Origin of the sequence: Thalassotalea insulae (assembly GCF_030161395.1) — a bacterium.
In the GTDB taxonomy this organism is placed as follows: domain Bacteria; phylum Pseudomonadota; class Gammaproteobacteria; order Enterobacterales; family Alteromonadaceae; genus Thalassotalea_E; species Thalassotalea_E insulae.
This window is the reverse complement of record NZ_BSST01000001.1, coordinates 3288281-3309023: the sequence shown is the minus strand read 5'-3', so window position 1 is coordinate 3309023 and position 20743 is coordinate 3288281. Positions and strand designations below refer to the sequence as shown.

Below are 20743 nucleotides of genomic sequence, written 5' to 3'. Positions count from 1 at the left end.
CTACCCGATATGCTGTTAATAACAATAGGGAACTGTATGAAGGAATATCTTAACCAATTTTGCCGCATGATGTTAATGTTAACCCTGGCTGCTATTTTGCAGGCTTGTGGTGGTTCAAGCGACAAATCGGCCAAATACACTATTTCTGCCAATACCTCGACGATAACCTTTAGTAATGAATTTCTTCAAATTTCTGATGATAGCTATCAGGTTGATGTCACATTTGATGGGAATGGCTTATTAGTTGGCTTTGCCCCCGACAGTGAACCTGTTGGTTGGCTCAATTTCCATACCGAAAATGTCACCACTAATTCAGCCACGCTAATCGTTAATGTGGTCAATGCTGAAAACATTATTGCAAATAATTACCATAGCAAACTTCGTCTCTCTACTGGTGACGTTGATAAAGTAAACCTCGTTCATCATGATATCGATGTTTCTTTATTAATTTGGCAGCTACTTACAGATAAAGAACGGCTCAGCTATCATGCCACTTTTGGTGAAGCCAGCGTTGCCAGCCAAACTTTAACTATTAGTAGCGAAGAAAATCAATGGAAGGCACAAACCGACAGCGAGTGGTTAGCCCTAGATATTAGCGAAGGTACAGGTAACGGCGTGCTCACGGTAACTCCCAACCTTAGCGCGTTTAACGCTGCTGGCCTGTACCAGGCCAATATCACCTTAACCGAAGTGACCACAGGCGATAGCAAGGTGATTCCGGTAGAGCTTGGTCTTGATCGTCATTACCTTTATAGCAATCATTCCAGCATCAGTTTAAGCCAGTTATCGGATATTAATGCCACCACGGCAACTGTCACTATTAATAGTAACAGTCCAACACCACTTAAATGGCAAGCAAGTAGTAATGTTGACTGGTTAAGCTTAACCCCAAATGCCGAGAGCAATGAGCTCACAGTCAGTGTTGATAAGGGGCATAGCTTTGTTCAAGCATTGAATCAGGCAAAAATCACCGTTAATGCAATCGATAATGAAAATCATGTTATTGAAACGGTTGAGCCAGAACTTATCAATGTTGCGTTTTATCACGTCAGTGAACTAAGCGAAAATCACACCATTGAAGATATTACTATTAATAATCAGGCGCTTATTGCATCCCCAGCACTGCCTTACGTTTATCTTGGCGAAGCAAATCAGTTAAAGGTCTTTCATCAATACACAGGAGAATTACTGTCGATCCTTGAGGTGGCACCAGAGAATAGCTTATTAGAAAGTTTTATTATTCACCCAGACGGTGAATTATTAATTGCTAAAGCGGATGAAACGATCGTTAATGAAGATGAAACCGAATCGACAGTGACTCACAGATATCAAATTAATTTAACTGATTTAACTGTTAATGAGCTTAGCGAGACTACCATTGAATATGAACCGCTACGTTATATCAGTCTTGGTGGCCGTCATTTTATAATTACCCAAGCATTAGAAATCGCTGATGATAATTTGCAACGCCAGTATTGGGACCAAGCCAATGCCTTTTTTACCAACAACATAGATCAGGCTAGCCAGAGTGAAGCCATTTATGCACTGGATTTAAGCGACTCCTCGTTTAAACGATTGACTGCGTTAGTTAACGACTTTACCACTGAACCGGTAGTGCTCAGCCAAACCCATCACTATCGTCCTGAGCGATTAGCAGAAGATCAAATCATCCGGGATTTTATCGTCAACGATAACGACAGCGGCATTTATGCCATCAGTCCAACCAGTGAATGGATCAGCTTTGATGGTGAAAACTTTAGCGACCAAGGCTTACTGGCACAAGACGAAAACAGCACCACATTATTATTAACAAAGTCGAATAACAGCCGGGCTCATTATCTACGCTTTGAGCCAACGCAGGGTTTTATTGTTGATATTTATAACGAAACCCTACAACGAGTCAACAGTATTAATACCCAAGGGCAACAGCCAACAGATGTTGCTCTTGCTCACGATGGTAAACGTATTGCGATTAATGCCGGCAACGCGAAGCAACTGGAATTAATTAATATCGAGCAAATCGCCGTATCAAACCAAGCACTGGCATTTAATACAACCTTTGGTAATGCGTCTATTGTTGCTCAAGAATTCATTATCAATGGCGTAAGCGACCAGTGGCAAATCAGCTCCGACAGCGAGTGGCTGAAAGTAATAACAACCGATAGCGAAGATGGCATAAAGGTTACTGCCACAATCGATAGCAGCAGCATTGCTGGCTGGGGATTATTTACCGGTCACATTACGGTATTTGATCCGGCAAGTAATAGCAGCTCTATTGTCACTGTTACCTTGGCAGTTGATGAAATCAGATTATATGGTCACACCCCATCGCTTGCCTTTAATCAGCAGTTTGATAAGAGTTATTTAACACAAACCATTAATATTTTAACTAATAGCGAAAACGCTATTGCCTGGCAAGCAAGCACAGAAGCTAACTGGTTAACCCTCAGCAGCGATACGGTTAATAATACCTTAACGGTGACGGCAGATCCGAGCAAGCTAACCAGCGATGGACAATTTAACGCTGAAATTACGCTATCACCACAAACCGCTGGAGCCAGTGTCGATGGCGTCATTAACGTCAGCTTAACTAAAGGTAATTTTGATACCAGTGACTTTTCCGAATTAGTCATTGATGCGGTTACCCCCAATAGCTCAGGCGTAGTTTTAGACCCTATCCGTCCTTACCTCTACGTTGCGCAAAGTGATGCGATTGATGTTTATAACATCATTGATGGTACTATGGTCACTCGCATGGTCTCACCAGTAGCGGAAACGGATTTAACTAACCTGGTGATTCATCCGGATGGCTCCGTGCTCCTAACTTCAAATGTTGAAACTTATCTTGATGAGAATGAACAACAGCAAACCCGCACTAACTATTATCGGGTTGATTTATCCACACGGACCTTTGAGCAATTAGCTAGTGACGGTATCGATATCGAATATGCACCTGCTAAAATCATTATAATATCAGGCAAAGCTGTGGTGGTGACGGAAGCCTTAGAACTTGCAGATCTCAACCTACACAGACAATATTGGGATAGCGAAAATGCCTATTTAAGCTCAATATTAACAGGAGTGACCGGCAGCAATACCCTGATCGCCCTAGATGCCGCTAATGCTAATCTGCGACATCATACAATGATTTATAACGCATTTGCTGATAGCAAAGTAGAAATTAGTGCAACGCAGGACTATATCAATAATGCCTATAGTAATGGCGTTCTAGCGCTTGCAACCAGTAAAGATGGTCAAGATATCTATACCGCTAACACAGCATCTGAATGGTCAAGTTTTGATAGCGAAAATTTCAATGACCAAGGCTTATTAGATGGCAATCCGTTTACCTCGCCTGTCTCTGTGAGCACAGATAATATGGATAACAGTTATTTCTATCGCTTTGATTTAACTATTGGTTACTTTACCTTAAGCAAATACGACGAAAATCAAGTCAATCTCTGGGCCTCGGCCTATAGCGCAGGCTCGACTGACATCTATATATCAGCGGAGTATCAGCGTCTGATCCATTACAACAGCGACGAGCAAAAACTGGTGATTGACTATATTGCAGATTAGTTTTTATGCACGGCATTTACCCTAAATGCCGTGCTAATTTCCAATACAAGACGATTAAGCAAATAATAGCCGCTAGTTGCAGCTCACTAATTCGTTATTCTAACCAAACATTTTTACAACTTATTGTTCCGTTAGCGACCTACCAGAGCATGGAGTGCAAATGAAAAACATATCGATTACTATAGCCCTGTCGTCAATATTCTTGTTTTCTTGTGGTGGTGGTTCAGAGTCTGGAGGAGATACTGCTACAAAAACATCAAAAAAAGATCCAACAGTAAATTTATCGAATACCGCTTGGAAAAAAGCATGTTCGCCATACAATAAATTATCCACTGACGATTCAGCAACTTCATGGAACGTCGAGATTAGCTTACGTATAGATTCATCTCTGAAAGCGACATATAAAGCAAGGTATTTTCGCCCAACCGATACAACATGTGAGTCAATGATGTTTGATACACTTGATATTTCAAAGTTTGAAATTAAAGGTAAAGTTACCAGTGAAGAAAGTGTTGTAGCCTATGGACTCAATGAGACGTTTATTTATAGTTCAGAAAATAACAATCCCCCGACGAATTACACTTTAATTTATATTGATAGTGAAAAATTATATTTTGGTCAAAAATCTGGTTCAAACCTTGGAGAAACATCTCAAACAAGGCATTCTTCCATCTCTCTTAATGATTATTTTACTCAAGTGATAAACTAGCGCAGTAATCGACGTCTTGACGATTACTGCCAATGGGTTCTTTTAATTAGTTAACCAGCAACACTAGCAAGCAACGCTTTAATGTCTTTGATTTCATTATCAGCTTTGGCAAGTTGTAGCGCTTTTTCAAGCATTGTTTTAGCACCTGACTTTTTACCCTGCGCTAATTGAATTTTAGCCGAATACAGCATTGCAGAGACATCGTCAGGTAAATAATACTGCCACCTTTTTGCCACTGTTAACGCCTGTTGAAACTCCTTGTTTTCATATAACATTCTCGTGATATATCGCAAGCAATTCACACTGTTCCAGCGATCTGCATTTGGGTAAATTTGGTAGCCGTATTGCTTAGATAACACTTGGTAATAGTCCTCGATATTTTGCAATGCATCACCGGGCGCTTTAATTAATTCACGATATTTCGGTGCCCATAATGATTCGGGATAGACTTTATCAATAAAGGACAGCATGCCTTTTAACAGCGCATCGTAATGTCGTTCATTACTGATGGTCTCAACAACCAAGTGCTTAGCCGGTTGCTTTTGTGCCACATAGCCTTTTTTAAGCTCAGCCAGATTGTGCTGATACTCAGGATCATCTTCAATATCATCATCTGCATCGACAAAGTAAACAAGTCCTGCTCTTTTTTCGCTGTTTGGCTGTTTGTCGTTTTTGTGTTTAAACGCCTGCAGAATATCGCTATAGATAGTAGATGTTTTACTAAACCCCATGCCTATCATGTCGCTGGCCGCAAGAAACATATAATCTTCAAACAGTTTAGGCTTGTTCGCCAACGCGTATAACGGAAAAAGCGAGCTACCTGATATCCCGATGATTTGTCGATAATCATTGGCGTTATAATGTTTGCGCAAATACGGAAAGAGTTCTTGTTGCAAATGTTTGATATAGCGATTTATATCGCCGTAAGCATTTAAAGTAGAAGCTCTCCACATGCCATTGGTTTGCACTTGTGGAAAATGCCCGCTGTTATTTAGGCTGACGACTAAAGTGTCTGGCATACGATCAACCGAGGTTAAATGTTTAACCATACCGGTTATTTGATGGAAAAACTGATCGCCATGACTGCCATTGACAAATAATACCGGAAAGGTTTGATAATGCTTGCTCTGCTGAAATGATGCGGGCAAGTAAATATTGAGCGCTATTTGTTCTTGCAAAATTGATGAATCAAATGTCAGTTTCTGTCCTAGATTGATTGCTGAAGACTCGGCCACTGTCAGCCCAAAGCCTGACTGACTTTCGAGTGTCGACTCTGCAACAGCGCTGCCGATGATAAAAAACGTACATAGCGTTAAGATCCGTAATGTTATGAAGGTATGCAACTGACTCATTACCAATACTCCACTATTCTTTTCACTTTTAGTCCGTCAAATTCAAAAACGGTGAAATGATATTCATTGTTAGGGTTCCAGTGATTAGGGTGCTGTAACCGGCGAAGTGCAACGGCTTTACGGCCGGGTATCAGCTCTACTATGGTGTAACGATCTCTTTTAAAGATATATTTACCCGCTTTCATAAACTTAATGGTATTGCGATATAAATGTTCTTTTGTATATTCACTGCCATATTGCTCGTGCACATAAACAAAATCGTCACTGAACAAATCGAATAAGGCTTTGGCATCCGCCTCAGTAGAGCCATCCAGTAACACTTTATTTTGCAAATCGTTTACCTTGTACGCCTGCAAAATCAATTGCTCTTGGGTTGCAATAAATTCTTCAGCGTCTTCAGCAATCGAAAAGCCGCTCAGCATTAGCAACGTCGCAGCAATTATAACCTTTATTATTTTCATCATATTCCTCCTTAGGTGTTGCCTGCAGCATAACGTTTGCACAGATAATTCCTTGAAATTTAGCTTAAAAAAAGCTGATTTTTTGCTGAAATTTGCCTAACTGATAATGGCAAGGTAATCTGACTGACAAAGATGAAAGCGGAACGCGCTGCCACAAGTTGACGGTTTTGTGGTAGGGTAAGCGTGAAGATTTATGCACTATTGAGAATAATAAAAAAATGAAGCGACAGTTTCATATAAACAATTACTTTATCGAAGTAGACAAAAACCAAATCACAAACACTGAATGCGATACGCAAGATGCCTTAGTTAATGTCCCACCAAAGTCACTTGAAGTGTTACTGGTATTAATTGAAAACACGCCAAGTGTTGTCAGCGTCGAAACCATTATGGATAAAGTCTGGGGAAATACCGTTGTCTCTCCTAATTCGGTTCAACGCTGTATTGCTCAGCTTCGCAAAGCCATGGGTGACAACAGCAAACTACAGACCATCATTAAAACCCACGCCAAAAAGGGCTATAGTTTAGAAGCCAATGTCCGCTTAGCCAAAGAGCCGCAAGAAAATTCAAATACGGAAGAACGAAAACAGCCACTAATCAATCGCGCAGGCTCAAGCTCAACATTTGAAGCATCCAACATACAGCATGAGAAAAGCAATGCTTCAGAAAACCTTCAAAATAGTGATAAAACAACAATTAACGAACGAATATCACCTACAGTATTAAACAAAACTGAACAACTCAAAGAAAACAAAAGTCGTTGGCATCAACGGCTGATAAATCTAAAAGCAATTATCATCATATTAATAGTGTTCATGCTGGTAATAAGTAGTTTTCATTTACTGCCTTCCTCCACTAGAAATCTTGAGTTAAATTCACTAACGCCTATTTTAGTCAGTGATGCGAAAGAAACTAACGCAAGTTATAGTCCAGACGGCAATGCCATTGTTTTTCATCGTTTTGATGGTTTTTGCGCCAATAATATTTGGCTTTATGACTTAACGGATAACCAAGAACATCAGCTAACATTAAGTACAGGCTTTTATGGCAGTCATCAGTTTACACCCGATGGTAAAAAACTCGCCTTTATGGCAAAAGAAACGTGTTCAAGCACCAATGCAGCAAATAAAGACATTACAAATACCGACCATGATATTGTATTGCGCCAGTGCTGGAACTTGATGACATTAGACATTGAGCAAGCATTAACCTCTGCCATGGAACCTGAAGTTGCCGTCAGTTGTCATGATGGAGAATTATCCAATCCTGTTTGGCTAGACAATGGCAACATCGCGGTATTAAAGAAAAAAAATGACCGCTGGCACGTCGTTAAATATATGCCAGATGCAACAATTGAAAAAACGCTATACGCGCCAGGTAAGCTTAATATTTATCATTTAGGCCATCTGCCTGAAAACAATGAGCTGTATGTTATTGGCATAAACGATAAAAGCGAACATTTACTGCAACGTATAGATACTCAAGGCAATGTCATCACAAGCCATCCTATTGAACGCAAAGATGGATTACTCCCTTACCGGTTGATCTACCCATTTGAAGATCCCTTTACTCATCAACTTGCCTTTACTACAGGAAAACGCTTGTTCTCACTGTCATTTGACGGCAAGGTAAGTAAGCTCTCTCAGCTCCCATACAACGATTTAAGCAGACACTCTTTTCATCCCGATGGCCGAAGTATCATAGCGACTCAGGGAAAAGTTGATCTTGATATTTCAAAAACTTCATTTGATGCATTAGCTTCAAAGCTTGAACCGGAATTTAATCAGCTAGCGCACTTTAATGCCGTCCATCAACCATACAAAAGTTTAACTCGCTCTGCACATGCAGAATTTGATGCGCATTTTCAGCCAAATGGTGAGTTAATTGCTTTTATCAGTGACCGCAGTGGGCAAGAACAAATTTGGTTAAAACGTGGTCAGCAAATTAGCCAGCTTACACAATTTCCAACTGACACCGTGATAGAAAGTTTTGCTTGGAGCCCTCAAGGCAATAGCCTAATCGCTGCAGTAAATGGCCAACTTATTGAAATAGACATAGACAAAACACAACAGGTAATTGACTTGCCTTACCCTATTACCGAAGTATACCAATGGCTAAGCGATGATAATTTACTGCTCAAAGTACGGATCCAAGGCGTGCTCAAGGTGGCGACATACAACATCGCAACAAAAGATTTGACCCCACTGACGACGACACAAGTTAAATGGGCGCAAATATCTGACACCGCCGGATTAATTTATCAGGATGAATTTAATCAATATTGGCAACAAAGCGACTCTGGCGCTGTTCATCTTGCAACACTTAATAATCAAAGTGCATCCACAAGGTTTATTTTGCGAGCCGATAACATTTGGTCATTCAATCAGGATTATCGACTATGGCAGTACCATATTAAGCAGCAAACTTTGGATTTTATCGGCCATGTTAGTTCACAGATTGCGTATTTTAGCGATGTAAAAGGCGAGCAATTATTACTTACCCAGATCATTTCGGCGCGCAAAGACATAGTTAAACTTAAACACACGCCTTTGGTAGAGTGATTTTTACATGACAAAGAATTAGCATCACCAACAGGGAAGTTGGTGATGTAGTGCCAAGGAACAATGCTACATATAGCTTGTTTACCTAACAATTACTATCAAGAGCATAGCCAAGGGATTAATTACTACTTCAAATCTCTAACTAAAGTTTTCAACCAACGCTCTTCACTGATAAATGCCCATGCTTGATCTTGATATTTTTCCCCTATGCCAAGTGCCAAAATATCCTGCTGTGATTTTCCTTCATTTAACGCCTTAGTGACTCGGTTAATGCTAAATTCTATCATTTCAGCATATGCGATATAGGCGGCCTTATTGGTGAGTTTACCGTGGCCTGGAATAATCACCACATCGTCCGGCATTTGACTAATCAGCTGCTTAACATTGGTCAGATAACCTTTCACGCTACCACCACTATCGAGATCGATATAGGGAAAACCAAGTTCAAAAAATAAATCGCCGGTATGAAGCACATTCGCCTGCTTAAAATAGACCACAGTATCGCCATCGGTATGACCAGCAGGAAGATGAAGCAACTGAACTTCTTCATTATCCAGATAGATGGTCGCGCCCTCCTGATAAGTTACGACAGGTAAACGATAGATATCTGAATCTTCTTCGGCTTTTAAGCGTGCCCTGACATTCTTATGGGCAAAAATCGGTGCCTGACGAGCAAAGTAACTATTACTGCCGGTATGATCACCATGAAAATGCGTATTAACCACATATTTTAATTCGTTATTGTTAATCTCCTGCATTGCCGCTTCTATTTTCTCCGCAAGCGGCTGAAACTGATCATCAACCAATAATAATCCTTTTTCCGTCACCAGCAGACCAATATTGCCACCAGCGCCAGTTAACATATAAACATTAGCGCCCGCTTTGGTTGCCAGTAACTTAACATCGTCCATTTCCCCAGCACTTAATGGTCCGGTAGCGGCCACAACGCAAAGTAAGGTGGCTAATAACTTTTTAAACATTTTATTATCCTTTTTTATGTAATTGGCAGGGTTAGTTGCCCACTGTCAACTAACACTTTTTGCTGACTGTCAAACCCTAGTGACACCCCCACCAAGCGAATTTCTCGATTATCAGCCCTTAACATCGCCTTGGCAAATAACGCCTTAAATATACTGGCGTCTATCTCACCACTTTGCTGTTCAACCGTGGTTTGATTAAAATCGGCAAATTTAAGTTTCACTCCTTGTTTGACAATGCCCTTATCTTGACAGGCTAAATAACGATTATTTAATTTCTCCAGCAAACTATCTGCGACCGCGAGTACCTGCTCAAGCGTGTTAATATTGTGGACAACCGTAGTTTCCACACCGAGCGATTTACGCTCTCTATGGGTTTCCACTGGACGTTCATCCTTGCCAAAGCTTCGATGATATAAGCTGACCGCCTGCTTGCCGGCCACCAACTGCAACTTGGCAATCGAACTTTTCCTGATATCCCGGCAAGTCAAAAAACCATGTTGAGCCAAGCGCTCGGCAGTTTTTGGCCCAACACCAGGAATTTTTCTTAACGATAAATCTGCAACAAATTCCGATACCTGATCAGGGCTGATCACACATTGGCCATTGGGTTTATTTTCATCACTGGCGATTTTTGCCAAAAACTTATTCGGCGCAACTCCTGCAGAAGCGGTAAGTCCTAATTCATTGTAAATATCGGCTCGAATTTGCTGAGCAATTAAGGTCGCACTACCGTAGTGCAGTTGACAATCACTGACATCTAAATAAGCTTCATCCAAACTAAGTGGTTCTATCACTGAGGTATAACGTTGAAAAATTGCTCGGATCTGCTTGGATACTTGCTGATAGACCGCCATCCGGCCATTGACTATCAATAAATCAGGGCATAGTTTTTTTGCCTGATGATTTGGCATAGCAGAACGCACACCATATTCTCTGGCAATATAATTACAGGTACAGAGCACACCACGGGCGCTGTTACCGCCAACAGCTATAGGGATCTCACGGTAAGCCGGATTATCACGCATTTCAACCGCGGCATAAAAACAGTCCATATCGATATGTATGATTTTGCGCATAACCCTGACACAAACAACTGTAAATAAAAACAGTATACTTATTCAAAAATAAAAATCAAATTTTGCGTGAGCCCAAATTGCTAGTAGCCACCTATTAGCCCTCCGTGATAATTTTTTAGCAAAACTCACCATATTCGCTTTTTTAAAAAAGCGTATTAGCAGATAATCAAGTAATGAAACAAGATAAACTGACAATAAAAGAACAACAGATATACCAAACACTTAGACATTCGATGGAAAGTTATGCGCCGCTGTCTGATAGCACCTGGCAGGCGTTTTGCGCAATCACCCAAATCAAGTTATTACCAAAAGCGAGTGTTATCGTAGGACTTGGCGACATTCCTAAGAGTTACTACTATATCTACCGAGGCCTAGTGCGTGGCTACACCAGCAATGAAAAAGGCGATCAGTACAATAAAAATTTTTTTAGTGAAGGTATGTTTCCAGGTACGATGACTGCGCTGTTAACTAATACACCATCAAGATTTGCTTTGGAAACCATTGAGGAAACAGAGTTAGTTGATATCAACTTCAAGGAATTTCGCCAGCTATTATTAGAAAAAGACGATTTAAAACTGTTTCAAATTCACTATTTAGAACAAAACTGGTTATTGGATAAAGATCAAAGAGAAATTGAAATCGTCCAACAAGACGCCGCTATGCGCTATCACAAGTTTATTAAACAACACTCAGAGCTAATCGATCGTATTCCTCAATACCATATTGCCGCTCACCTCGGGATCACCCCGACCCAATTAAGCCGCATCCGAAAAAAGTGTTCAATCGATCAACCTATGTAAATGAAAGCCATCGTTATTCATTTTAACCTTGCGCAAAATTTAACTAAAGGACGATAACGATGAACTTACTTAGCGCTCTTAACTGGCGATACGCCGTGAGAAAATTTTCAGCACAAAAGGTTCCACAAGATAAAATCACCACGCTGATGGAAGCAACACGGTTAAGCGCCTCGTCATATGGCCTACAACCTTATAAAGTTTTAGTGATAAAATCTCACAGCATTCGCCAACAACTGCTCGCTCACTCTTTTGGCCAGGATAAAGTAGTAAACTGTTCTCATTTGATTGTGATTGCCAGCCAGACAAACATTGGCGACCACACTGTAGATAGTTATCTCGACAGATACCTGGCAACAACTAAGCAGCCAGCGGAGAGTATTACTGGTTATAGCAACCACATGAAAAGCTCGCTAGAAAAAATGACTAAGCAGCAACAACAGGAGTGGGCACACCAGCAAAGTTATATCGCTCTGGGTAATTTACTAACCTCAGCCGCACTGTTACAAATTGATAGCTGTCCTATGACCGGCTTTGATCGTGACGGTTATGACCAAGTGCTTAACCTCAAACAGCAAGCATTAACAGCATCGATCATTTGTGCCTTGGGTTATCGAGATGCTCAGGATTTAGCTGCGAGCAGAACCAAGGTCAGGTTAGATTATCAAGAAATGGTCATGGAGCTCTAAGATGAATCTATTATCATTATTGGCACTGGCTGCTGGCGGCGCTATTGCCATCCAGGCGGCAATGAATGCCAAACTTGGTTTACTGGTAAAAAATGTCCTCTTGGGCTCGAGTATCGCATTTTTTATTGCCTGCTTGTCTTCATTGTTAGTGATTGCTTTTACTGCCAGCCAGTTACCACGATTAGACGATATACGCGCCGTACCTCTGTATTTATGGTTTACTGGCGGTATGTTGGCAGCGTTTGGTGTTGGTACTTTTTATTACCTTATTCCAAAACTTGGCGTTGGCGCCATGATGTCTTATGCCCTGGCAGGACAAATCATCATGGCGAACATCATCAGTCACTTTGGTTGGTTTAACCTGCCACAAAAAACTATCGATATTAAGTTATCTATTGGCATTTTGTTATTCATCGCCGGCATTATATTAATTAACGGAGGGTTCTCTCATGGCAATCGTTAAGTTAAACAAAGAACAGATTAATCAAGCTAATCTGGCAAACTTAATTGCGCTGTGGCAATGCTATGGCGCGAACCAATTCAATGCAGTTAAACAATACCAACTCACGCAAAACAACGACTGGCCAAACCGTGTTTGGTTTGATAAAGCACAGGATGCAGCTCATTACCCGTCGGAACCGATATCCCATAGTCAACTGAGCAATTTACTCAGCCAGCTGCGCCCTGGCAGCATATTTCCTACCTGGCCAGCCAATATCATAAAAGCGCTAGATGCCAGCGCTCAAGCAACACAGCAAACCATTAACCACTACCTTAGTGAACATAGCAAACACTGGACGCTAAGCTTTCAGCAAACCGCAATGTATCTGCCATTAAGCGATAACCTACAATTGCCTACCAGCAAGAAAACGCTATACATTACCCCCATATCGAGTGATAAAGATATCAAGCATTGGGTTACGGTTGGTAGCAAGGCATTTGGCTATCAAATCAATTATCAAGTGATCCAGCAGCTCAGCCTAAATTCAGATATTCAGTTATTGCTCGCCTGGCAAGATCAAATCCCAGTTGCCTGCGGTTTACTTTATCAAACCGGTAAGATTGTCGGTATTCATCAAGTTGGTATAGTGCCAGAATTTCAAGGACAAGGCTTAGCGAAACCATTGATGATAGAGATGATTAAACGTGGTCTTGATTTAGGGGGAGATTACGCAGTATTACAAGCATCTAGTGCTGGCAAACCGCTTTATCAAAAATTAAGCTTTAATGAGCAGTTTGTTATTGATAACTATCAAAAACTGTAACGTCCTCAAATGCATTGAGGCTCAATTTAAAGAGCCTCAATGCAGTTAAATTTTTGGCTTAACTTTAGCTTTATACAAAGCAGAGACTAAATAATAAACTTCGACGTCGCGCTTCGTATTTGACTTGCATTGCCGTCAAGCTGATTAGCCACTTCCCCAATTTCCTCAACCGCTAAAGTTGTTGATGAAAAACTGTTATACATTTCTTCAATATTATTCACTACAGTTTCAGCGACACTGGATTGCTCTTCTGTTGCTGTAGCAATTTGACTATTCATGGTGCTAATAAGGCCAATTTGTTCTTTAATGTTGGTTAAAGACTGATCAACTTCCCTTGAAATGCTTTCATTATTGTCAGCCTTACCTTTTGCGAGATCCATTGAGTTAACCGACTGTTCCGCAGCAGAGATCAGCTTATCTAATAGCTCTCTAATTTCAGTAGTCGACAAAGCTGTGCGTGACGCTAAACTTCTCACTTCATCGGCAACAACCGCAAAGCCACGCCCCTGTTCGCCTGCCCTTGCCGCTTCTATCGCAGCATTTAACGCCAATAAGTTTGTTTGTTCTGCAATACCATTAATCACATCCAAAATTTGATTCATGTTTTGCGAGTCTTGCGCCAGTTGATTAATCACACTCGCAGCACTGGTAATTTCTTCGGTCAACTCACCAGAAACCGATAAAGAACGTTGTACGTTGCTCATACCTTGATTTACTTCAACTTCACCTGTTTCAGCAGCACTTGCTGCTTCAGCTGCCGATTTCGCAATATCGGTAACACTATGCTGCATCTCTATCATCGACTGCTTAGTGACTTCGGCAACTTCCGACTGACTTTTCACATTCTCATCAACTTGATGCACTTTTTCAGCAAGCTGCTCCGCACTTTGACTTAAAGGCATCACGACATCGACCACTTCCTTAACTATTCCTCTAAGCATTTGTGTAAATATATTAAAGTGTTTAACCACACTTCCGAGTTCATCCTGGCTTTCAACAGACAGCTGATTGGTAAGATCTCCACCACCTTCGGCTAATTCTCGTAAAGAATCATTTACTGAAGTCACTGATTGACTGATAGAGCGTGCTATTACCACACTTAAAACCGTCATCAACGCTAATAACGAAATACCAACTAAAATACTTAAATCGCGAGAGTCACTCGAGTTTTCAACCGTTTGCTCGACCAACTGATTAAACAAACTGGCTGCATTCGTTTTATCCTTTTGTAATGCTTCATTCACCTGCTCAAATAATTGTGATTTTATATTTATTTTGCCTTGAGCCGCCTGAAAATCAATCTCTTCATTAATAAAGCCGGTTGATATTTCATTCGCAATACTGTGATATTGATTAGCTTGGCTGATTAATTTATCAATTAATGAGAACGAGGGATCGAGCGACTTCACCCGTTTCAAATTAGTAATAATCTTCTCTAATGATTCATTCGCAGCAGTGATCAAATCTTCATCACCAAAGGAGACGCTTTGTGTATAAAACTCATCGGTTCTCTGCCATGCCGTTACATTTTCACTGGTTAGATTAACCAAATGAATCGCCGTATCTTGCATCGACTTTAACAACTGTTGGTTTTTGGATATTGCGCTGACATTGATCACTAAGTTAACAACAAAACTTAAAATTGCGACCGCTAGAATAGCGAGAATTTTATGGAATATCTTTAATCGACTAAAAAATTGCATCTTCACCTCAGCACACATATAAAATGTAGCTTCTACCTGAAAGCACTAATGAGCAATCAGGTAGAAGTAACTAACTTATTTACTTCACTCACATTAAAATGTCGCCACGACTTTCACATCGCCAGTGACGGCGCTACTGTCCACAAACCCTATTGCACCAGCATCAGATTTGACTGCGTTGATCATTTCATTGGCATTCGATAATTCTTTAGGAGGTGTTCCTTTCCCGGTAAAAGCACGTTTAGCCCAATAAGACTTATACTGGCTATTCGATTTATTCAATGCATTTTGACGAAATAAATCAGTTCCTTTCGCATCGTCATTTAAGGTTAATACCGTAATTTTATTACCACTGGGAAAAGATTTCGCTTTGCCTAAATATATTTGTTTAATCAACTTTTGATTAATAGTGTCGCCATTACTGCTATTAACAATTACTGAAACTTCAGCAAAACAACTAAAAGTTGTAACTGTAACGCTGGCTATAAATAATTTTTTAAATAGTTTCATATCTGTCACACCTTAAAACACAACGTCAACACCAAAAGATAATGCCCTGCTATCACCAGCAACGGCTAAATCAAACGATTTATCTTCAATTTTGTCATACTGAACCTTAAATACGGCTGAGCTATGAAAGTCCCAGCGTAGTCCTATAGACGTCGTATTGTGTTCTTCACCTCCATCTTCGTCTTGATCAAACTCAGAATAAGCAATAAAAGGTGTCAACTCATTTAATCGATAACCAAAGGTAACCATTCGTGTATCATAATTATCATCTAGATCTAGACGACTCATTTCTGTTAATACAAACCAATCGCCTAAATCGAAGTTAAACGCACCACCGTAAAAGGTACCGTCGCGATGATCTTTGCCATCCCACATCACACGTTCACCATCGATATAACGTTCGTTAGTGTATTCCATAATAGTAAAACGAGCTTCGAACCAGTCTTTACTTAGATTAATTACACCGCCGAAAATATCTTTCCAAATTTCTCGGGTTTCAGAGCCCCCAAAGAAGAAGTCACCTAATAACTTATTGTCTTTGTCATCTTCTTTACCAGTATAGAGATTAGCGACAACTGACCAGTCACCAATATCTTTCGAATACAGTACATTGAGGCCTGTATAGTTAAAGATCTGCCATGTATAATTATCTGCCGGTGCTCGCATCCATACATAAGCATAGCCAACATCATAAAAGTCTGAATAATAAAATAGCGGCAAGCGCTTTTTACCTGCCTGAATGGTGAATTCATCATTGAGTTCATAAGAAATATAAGCCCACTCAAATTCAGGATCCCACTCATTAGCGCCCCGAGCAACTACTTGAGCAGTTGCAGATATCCCATGAGATAAATCAGCACTAATTTGCACACCAAATAAACTTTCAGGATCAAAATCCCATTCTTCCTTATAGGCCGACACTATTGGGTAATCAGCCAGAAAAGTAGGTGGCACATCAAATTGCGGGACACCATCCCCACTCAATACTTTACCAGCATTAATACTGGCAAACCCCGATAGATTAACTTCTGCATACGCCCCAGTACACGCTAGCATAGACGACATTAACACTAGACTAGGTGCAAACTTTTTCACTCTCATCACGGTTCTCCGAAATAGATTAGACATTGCTCACTTTAAAACCCAAAATCGCACTTAAGTGATACGGCTCAAATTCAGTGACGCATAAAGTTTTACTAATACTTTTAACAAGTGAAGTTATAAATGAGTACTTAGCAAAGCACTACAGTGACAACATATATTCGCTTTATTGACAAAGATAAGCCTAATTTAAGAAGACTAATAAACCGGTACCTTCAGTAAAATAATGAAACTTATTATTATGTTACGTATTGTCACTTGTTTAAATTAAGTAATAGTACAAATCTATTCGATAGCAAGTTTTAAATGCGTTAAATTTACAGATAAATACTTATTTGTCCTCGCTTTTATCGGAATTCATCCGCATGATATCTGCCTATTTTTTAGGAAAATGAGAATTAAAATGTGTCAGGGTATATTAGAGAATTGAACAATAGGTATATTAGCGCTTAAAGCAGAACGCAAAACGCAAAACGCCCAATGAAAATCATCAGGCGTTTGGATATGTTGAACTCGTTGAGAAGCCAGCTTAAATATTTTTAATATCAATCGCTTGTTGCTGTGCTGCCTTGCGTTCACGCTCTTTACGCTTTTCACAAGGGTTATCACAGTTACAGGCTTTTTCAATGCCAATACTACCTAAGCCACCACAACTGCCTGCCAAGGTTTTTTGCTGAAAAATATAACCGACAGCCATCGCGACAACAACAACGAGAAAAAAGCCGAAAGTAATAAAAAAAATCGTCATCGATTTAACCTTAAGTTAATAAAGCAGCTACTTGAGATACTGCATGAATTTTACTGTACTTTGCTCAATAAAGCCATCATCGGTTTTGATGATCAAGTAAGCTGCAAGCTCATTTTGCTCAGCAAACGCTAGTGCCTTTTGCTCTCCCATCAACATCAAAGCTGTCGATAAACCATCGGCGGTCATTGATGACGGATGAATAACAGTGGCGGAAACCAGTTTATGGTCAATTGGCTTACCGGTATGTGGATCAATAATATGAGAAAAACGCTGACCATTTTCTTCAAAATACTTACGATAATCACCAGAAGTTGCCACAGCGTTATCTTTCGGCACAATATACTGCTGCACAGCTCGTTCTTCAGAAATTGGCTTTTCTATCGCAACAACCCATAATTCGCCGGTATGTTTAAAACCTTTTGCCCTTAATTCACCTCCTATTTCCACTAAATAATCATTAAAGCCTTGTTGCTCTAAATATTCCGCAACTAAGTCAACTGCGTAGCCTTTAGCAATGGTAGATAAGTCTACGTAAAGCTCTGGAATGGCTTTTGACATTTTATTCTCAACCAGTGTCAAATGGTCAATACCAACACGTGCCTTCGCCTGGGTAATTTCTTCATCCGTCGGCTGTTTTTCAGGACGGCTTTCCGGACCAAAGCCCCATAGATTTACCAAAGGGCCAACCGTAACATCTAGCTTACCACCACTTAAATGGCCTAAACGAATAGATTCAGCTACCACACGGCGTAAACCTTCAGAAATCTCAACCGGCTCTAACGTTGTCGCACTATTAAACTTTGACAATTCAGAATCAGGGATCCAGGTCGACATATCCTGATTCAGTTGCTTTAAGATAGCTTCCACCCCCTGATGCATATCGACACTTTGCTTATCAATATCAACGCTCCCCTTAGGATCGGCGACATATTTAATATGATAAGCAACGGTCCCCATAGTAATGCCTTGTAGCAATATCTCTCGTTTTTCCAAATCATTACTTGGAAAACACCCAGTTAATAACAAAGCGATAAATAAATATGCAATTGATTTCATAGTATTCATAACAATTATCCTAATAATTTATTTATCTAAATCACCTTTATGTCGCCCTCTTAAACCGACCAAAGTCACTTAGATAAATAAAAGGTGACCTAAGTCACCTTTTATTCATATATTCCATAACATTTTATTTTGAGCCGTATTTTGGCTGCTAATCAAGGCAGAAGCACGGAGCCTAGTTTACTAGGTGAGTACTTCTAACGCCGAGTAGCAGTCAAAAGGTCATCAAAATCAGATGTTATCCGCCGAAGTCGTCAAGCAAGATGTTTTCGTCTTCAACGCCTAATTCTTTTAACATATGAATTACAGCAGCGTTCATCATTGGTGGCCCACACATATAGTATTCACAATCTTCTGGCGCTTCATGATCTTTCAAATAGTTTTCATAAAGTACGTTATGAATAAAGCCAGTCATACCGTCCCAGTTATCTTCAGGTTGAGGATCAGATAACGCAACATGCCACTCAAAGTTATCATTTTCCGCCGCCAGCATATTGTAATCATCTTCATAGAACATTTCACGAAGTGAACGTGCACCATACCAGAATGACATCTTACGCTTAGAGTTAAGACGCTTAAGTTGATCGAAGATATGTGAACGCATTGGCGCCATACCAGCACCACCACCGATAAATACCATTTCAGCGTCAGTATCTTTAGCGAAGAATTCACCAAATGGACCAGAAATTGTGACTTTATCACCTGGTTTTAAGCTAAAGATGTATGACGACATTTTACCTGCAGGTAAATGTAATTTACCTGGTGGTGGTGTCGCAATACGAACATTCAGCATAATGATGCCTTCTTCTTCCGGGTAGTTCGCCATTGAATAAGCACGCAATGTAGGCTCATCAACTTTCGACTCTACATCAAAGAAACCAAAATGGTTCCAGTCGCCACGATATTGCTCATCGATATCAAAATCTGAATACTTAACGTGATAGGCAGGGGCTTCAATTTGAATGTAACCACCGGCTCTAAACGGTACAGACTCTCCATCAGGAATTTTCAACTTCAATTCTTTAATGAAAGTTGCTTTGTTATCATTAGAGATAACTTCACATTCCCATTGCTGAACACCGAAGATCTCATCTTCTAATTCAATATCCATGTCTTGCTTCACAGCAACCTGACAGGATAAACGACAGCCTTCTTTCGCTTCGCGTTTAGTTATATGGCCCATTTCTGTTGGCAAAATATCACCGCCACCAGAATGGACGTGTACACGACATTGTCCACAAGTACCACCACCACCACAGGCAGAAGGTACGAAAATACCTTGATCTGCAAGGGCTCCTAATAGCTTACCACCTGCAGTAGTTGTTACTGCCTTTTCAGGGTCACCATTAATTGAAATAGTCACGTCACCTTCAGCAACCAACTTTGATTTAGCGAATAAGATCACTAGAACCAAAGCGATAACGATTGCAGTGAACATGCCTACGCCGAGAATAATTTCCATCGACTTTTCCTTTACACTTCTCTAGGAGAAAGTGCTTACAGCACTTTCTACGTTAATCTTATTATAACGAAATACCACCGAAAGAAAGAAAGCCAAACGCCATCAATCCTGCAGTAATAAACGTAATCCCCAAACCTTTAAGGCCAGCTGGTACATCAGAATATTTCATCTTCTCACGGATACCCGCAAGTAACACAATCGCTAATGCCCAACCAATGCCTGAGCCAATACCATAAACCACTGACTCGCCTAACGTGTAGTTACGAGCAACCATAAATGATACTGCACCAAAAATCGCACAGTTCACCGTGATCAACGGTAAGAAGATCCCTAATGCCTGATAAAGCGCCGGGAAATACTTATCCAGCACCATCTCAAGGATTTGTACTAATGCTGCAATAACACCGATAAAGGTAATAAACGATAAGAAGCTTAAATCAATAGATTCTTTAGGATCAGTAATACCTAACACGCTATCTAACGCACCAGGCGCTAAAATGGCCTGATAAATGATTTGGTTAGCGGGTACCGCAATACCTAGTACCACAATAACAGCAACACCTAGACCAATCGCGGTACTGACTTTCTTAGAAACCGCTAAGAAAGTACACATACCTAAGAAAAATGATAACGCGATGTTTTCAATAAAAATCGTTTTAACTAATAAACTAATATAATGTTCCATCGG

The 20743-nt window shown here is 40.3% G+C and carries 18 protein-coding genes; 7 read left to right on the top strand and 11 right to left on the bottom strand.

What is annotated here, in order from left to right; translation table 11 throughout:
* Positions 1-36 precede the first annotated feature (36 nt).
* Both QQK06_RS14950 and QQK06_RS14945 read left to right on the top strand, forming a co-directional pair.
* Positions 37-3579, top strand: a complete 3543-nt coding sequence (locus QQK06_RS14950) for a BACON domain-containing protein (RefSeq protein WP_284245557.1) — start codon at positions 37-39, stop codon at positions 3577-3579.
* A 160-nt stretch (positions 3580-3739) separates the two neighbouring features.
* Positions 3740-4288, top strand: coding sequence for a hypothetical protein (locus tag QQK06_RS14945; RefSeq protein WP_284245556.1), 549 nt, complete (start codon positions 3740-3742; stop codon positions 4286-4288).
* Positions 4289-4338: 50 nt separating this feature from the next.
* On the opposite strand, the gene QQK06_RS14940 is transcribed toward QQK06_RS14945, so the two are convergent.
* The gene (locus QQK06_RS14940; protein WP_284245555.1) at positions 4339-5640 is read right to left on the bottom strand and encodes an alpha/beta hydrolase-fold protein; all 1302 of its coding nucleotides are present in this window, start codon (positions 5638-5640) and stop codon (positions 4339-4341) included.
* Positions 5640-6104 (bottom strand): hypothetical protein, encoded by a 465-nt coding sequence (locus QQK06_RS14935; protein ID WP_284245554.1) that lies wholly within the window; start codon positions 6102-6104, stop codon positions 5640-5642. Before QQK06_RS14935 ends, QQK06_RS14940 begins: the two co-directional genes overlap by 1 nt.
* Positions 6105-6319: 215 nt before the next feature.
* On the opposite strand from QQK06_RS14935, the gene QQK06_RS14930 reads away from it, so the two are divergent.
* Positions 6320-8662: a winged helix-turn-helix domain-containing protein gene (locus QQK06_RS14930; protein ID WP_284245553.1), complete on the top strand. Its 2343-nt coding sequence runs from the start codon at positions 6320-6322 to the stop codon at positions 8660-8662.
* A 125-nt stretch (positions 8663-8787) separates the two neighbouring features.
* On the opposite strand, the gene QQK06_RS14925 is transcribed toward QQK06_RS14930, so the two are convergent.
* Positions 8788-9642 carry an MBL fold metallo-hydrolase gene (locus tag QQK06_RS14925; RefSeq protein WP_284245552.1) on the bottom strand — a complete coding sequence of 285 codons (855 nt, stop codon included), beginning with the start codon at positions 9640-9642 and terminating at the stop codon, positions 8788-8790.
* A 14-nt stretch (positions 9643-9656) separates the two neighbouring features.
* Positions 9657-10718 (bottom strand): DNA polymerase IV, encoded by a 1062-nt coding sequence (gene dinB / locus QQK06_RS14920; RefSeq protein WP_284245551.1) that lies wholly within the window; start codon positions 10716-10718, stop codon positions 9657-9659.
* Positions 10719-10891: 173 nt separating this feature from the next.
* Between dinB and QQK06_RS14915 the strand changes: the two genes are divergently transcribed.
* Genes QQK06_RS14915 through QQK06_RS14900 form a run of 4 tightly spaced genes read left to right on the top strand, consistent with a single transcriptional unit; the run spans position 10892 to position 13469 of the window.
* Positions 10892-11518 carry a Crp/Fnr family transcriptional regulator gene (locus QQK06_RS14915; protein ID WP_284245550.1) on the top strand — a complete coding sequence of 209 codons (627 nt, stop codon included), beginning with the start codon at positions 10892-10894 and terminating at the stop codon, positions 11516-11518.
* Between the two features lie 59 nt (positions 11519-11577).
* Positions 11578-12204 carry an NAD(P)H-dependent oxidoreductase gene (locus QQK06_RS14910; RefSeq protein WP_284245549.1) on the top strand — a complete coding sequence of 209 codons (627 nt, stop codon included), beginning with the start codon at positions 11578-11580 and terminating at the stop codon, positions 12202-12204.
* A gap of 1 nt (position 12205) precedes the next feature.
* Entirely contained in the window at positions 12206-12667 is a 462-nt protein-coding gene (locus QQK06_RS14905) for a DMT family transporter (protein ID WP_284245548.1), read from the top strand.
* Complete coding sequence (locus QQK06_RS14900) at positions 12654-13469, top strand: GNAT family N-acetyltransferase (RefSeq protein ID WP_284245547.1); 816 nt, start codon at positions 12654-12656, stop codon at positions 13467-13469. Before QQK06_RS14905 ends, QQK06_RS14900 begins: the two co-directional genes overlap by 14 nt.
* Before the next feature lie 86 nt (positions 13470-13555).
* On the opposite strand, the gene QQK06_RS14895 is transcribed toward QQK06_RS14900, so the two are convergent.
* The 7 genes from QQK06_RS14895 to nqrE form a co-directional block, all read right to left on the bottom strand.
* Complete coding sequence (locus tag QQK06_RS14895) at positions 13556-15172, bottom strand: methyl-accepting chemotaxis protein (RefSeq protein ID WP_284245546.1); 1617 nt, start codon at positions 15170-15172, stop codon at positions 13556-13558.
* Between the two features lie 93 nt (positions 15173-15265).
* Positions 15266-15682, bottom strand: a complete 417-nt coding sequence (locus QQK06_RS14890; protein WP_284245545.1) for a type 2 periplasmic-binding domain-containing protein — start codon at positions 15680-15682, stop codon at positions 15266-15268.
* A 12-nt stretch (positions 15683-15694) separates the two neighbouring features.
* A complete protein-coding gene (locus tag QQK06_RS14885) occupies positions 15695-16747 on the bottom strand; it encodes a porin (RefSeq protein ID WP_431313663.1) in 1053 nt (350 codons plus the stop codon).
* 565 nt (positions 16748-17312) lie between these two features.
* On the bottom strand, positions 17313-17531 hold the full coding sequence (gene nqrM / locus QQK06_RS14880; RefSeq protein WP_284245544.1) for a (Na+)-NQR maturation NqrM: 219 nt from the start codon (positions 17529-17531) through the stop codon (positions 17313-17315).
* 27 nt (positions 17532-17558) lie between these two features.
* Positions 17559-18596, bottom strand: coding sequence for an FAD:protein FMN transferase (locus QQK06_RS14875; RefSeq protein WP_284245543.1), 1038 nt, complete (start codon positions 18594-18596; stop codon positions 17559-17561).
* A 235-nt stretch (positions 18597-18831) separates the two neighbouring features.
* Positions 18832-20055 (bottom strand): NADH:ubiquinone reductase (Na(+)-transporting) subunit F, encoded by a 1224-nt coding sequence (nqrF, locus tag QQK06_RS14870; protein ID WP_284245542.1) that lies wholly within the window; start codon positions 20053-20055, stop codon positions 18832-18834.
* A gap of 61 nt (positions 20056-20116) precedes the next feature.
* A complete protein-coding gene (gene nqrE, locus QQK06_RS14865; RefSeq protein WP_284245541.1) occupies positions 20117-20740 on the bottom strand; it encodes an NADH:ubiquinone reductase (Na(+)-transporting) subunit E in 624 nt (207 codons plus the stop codon).
* Positions 20741-20743 lie beyond the last annotated feature (3 nt).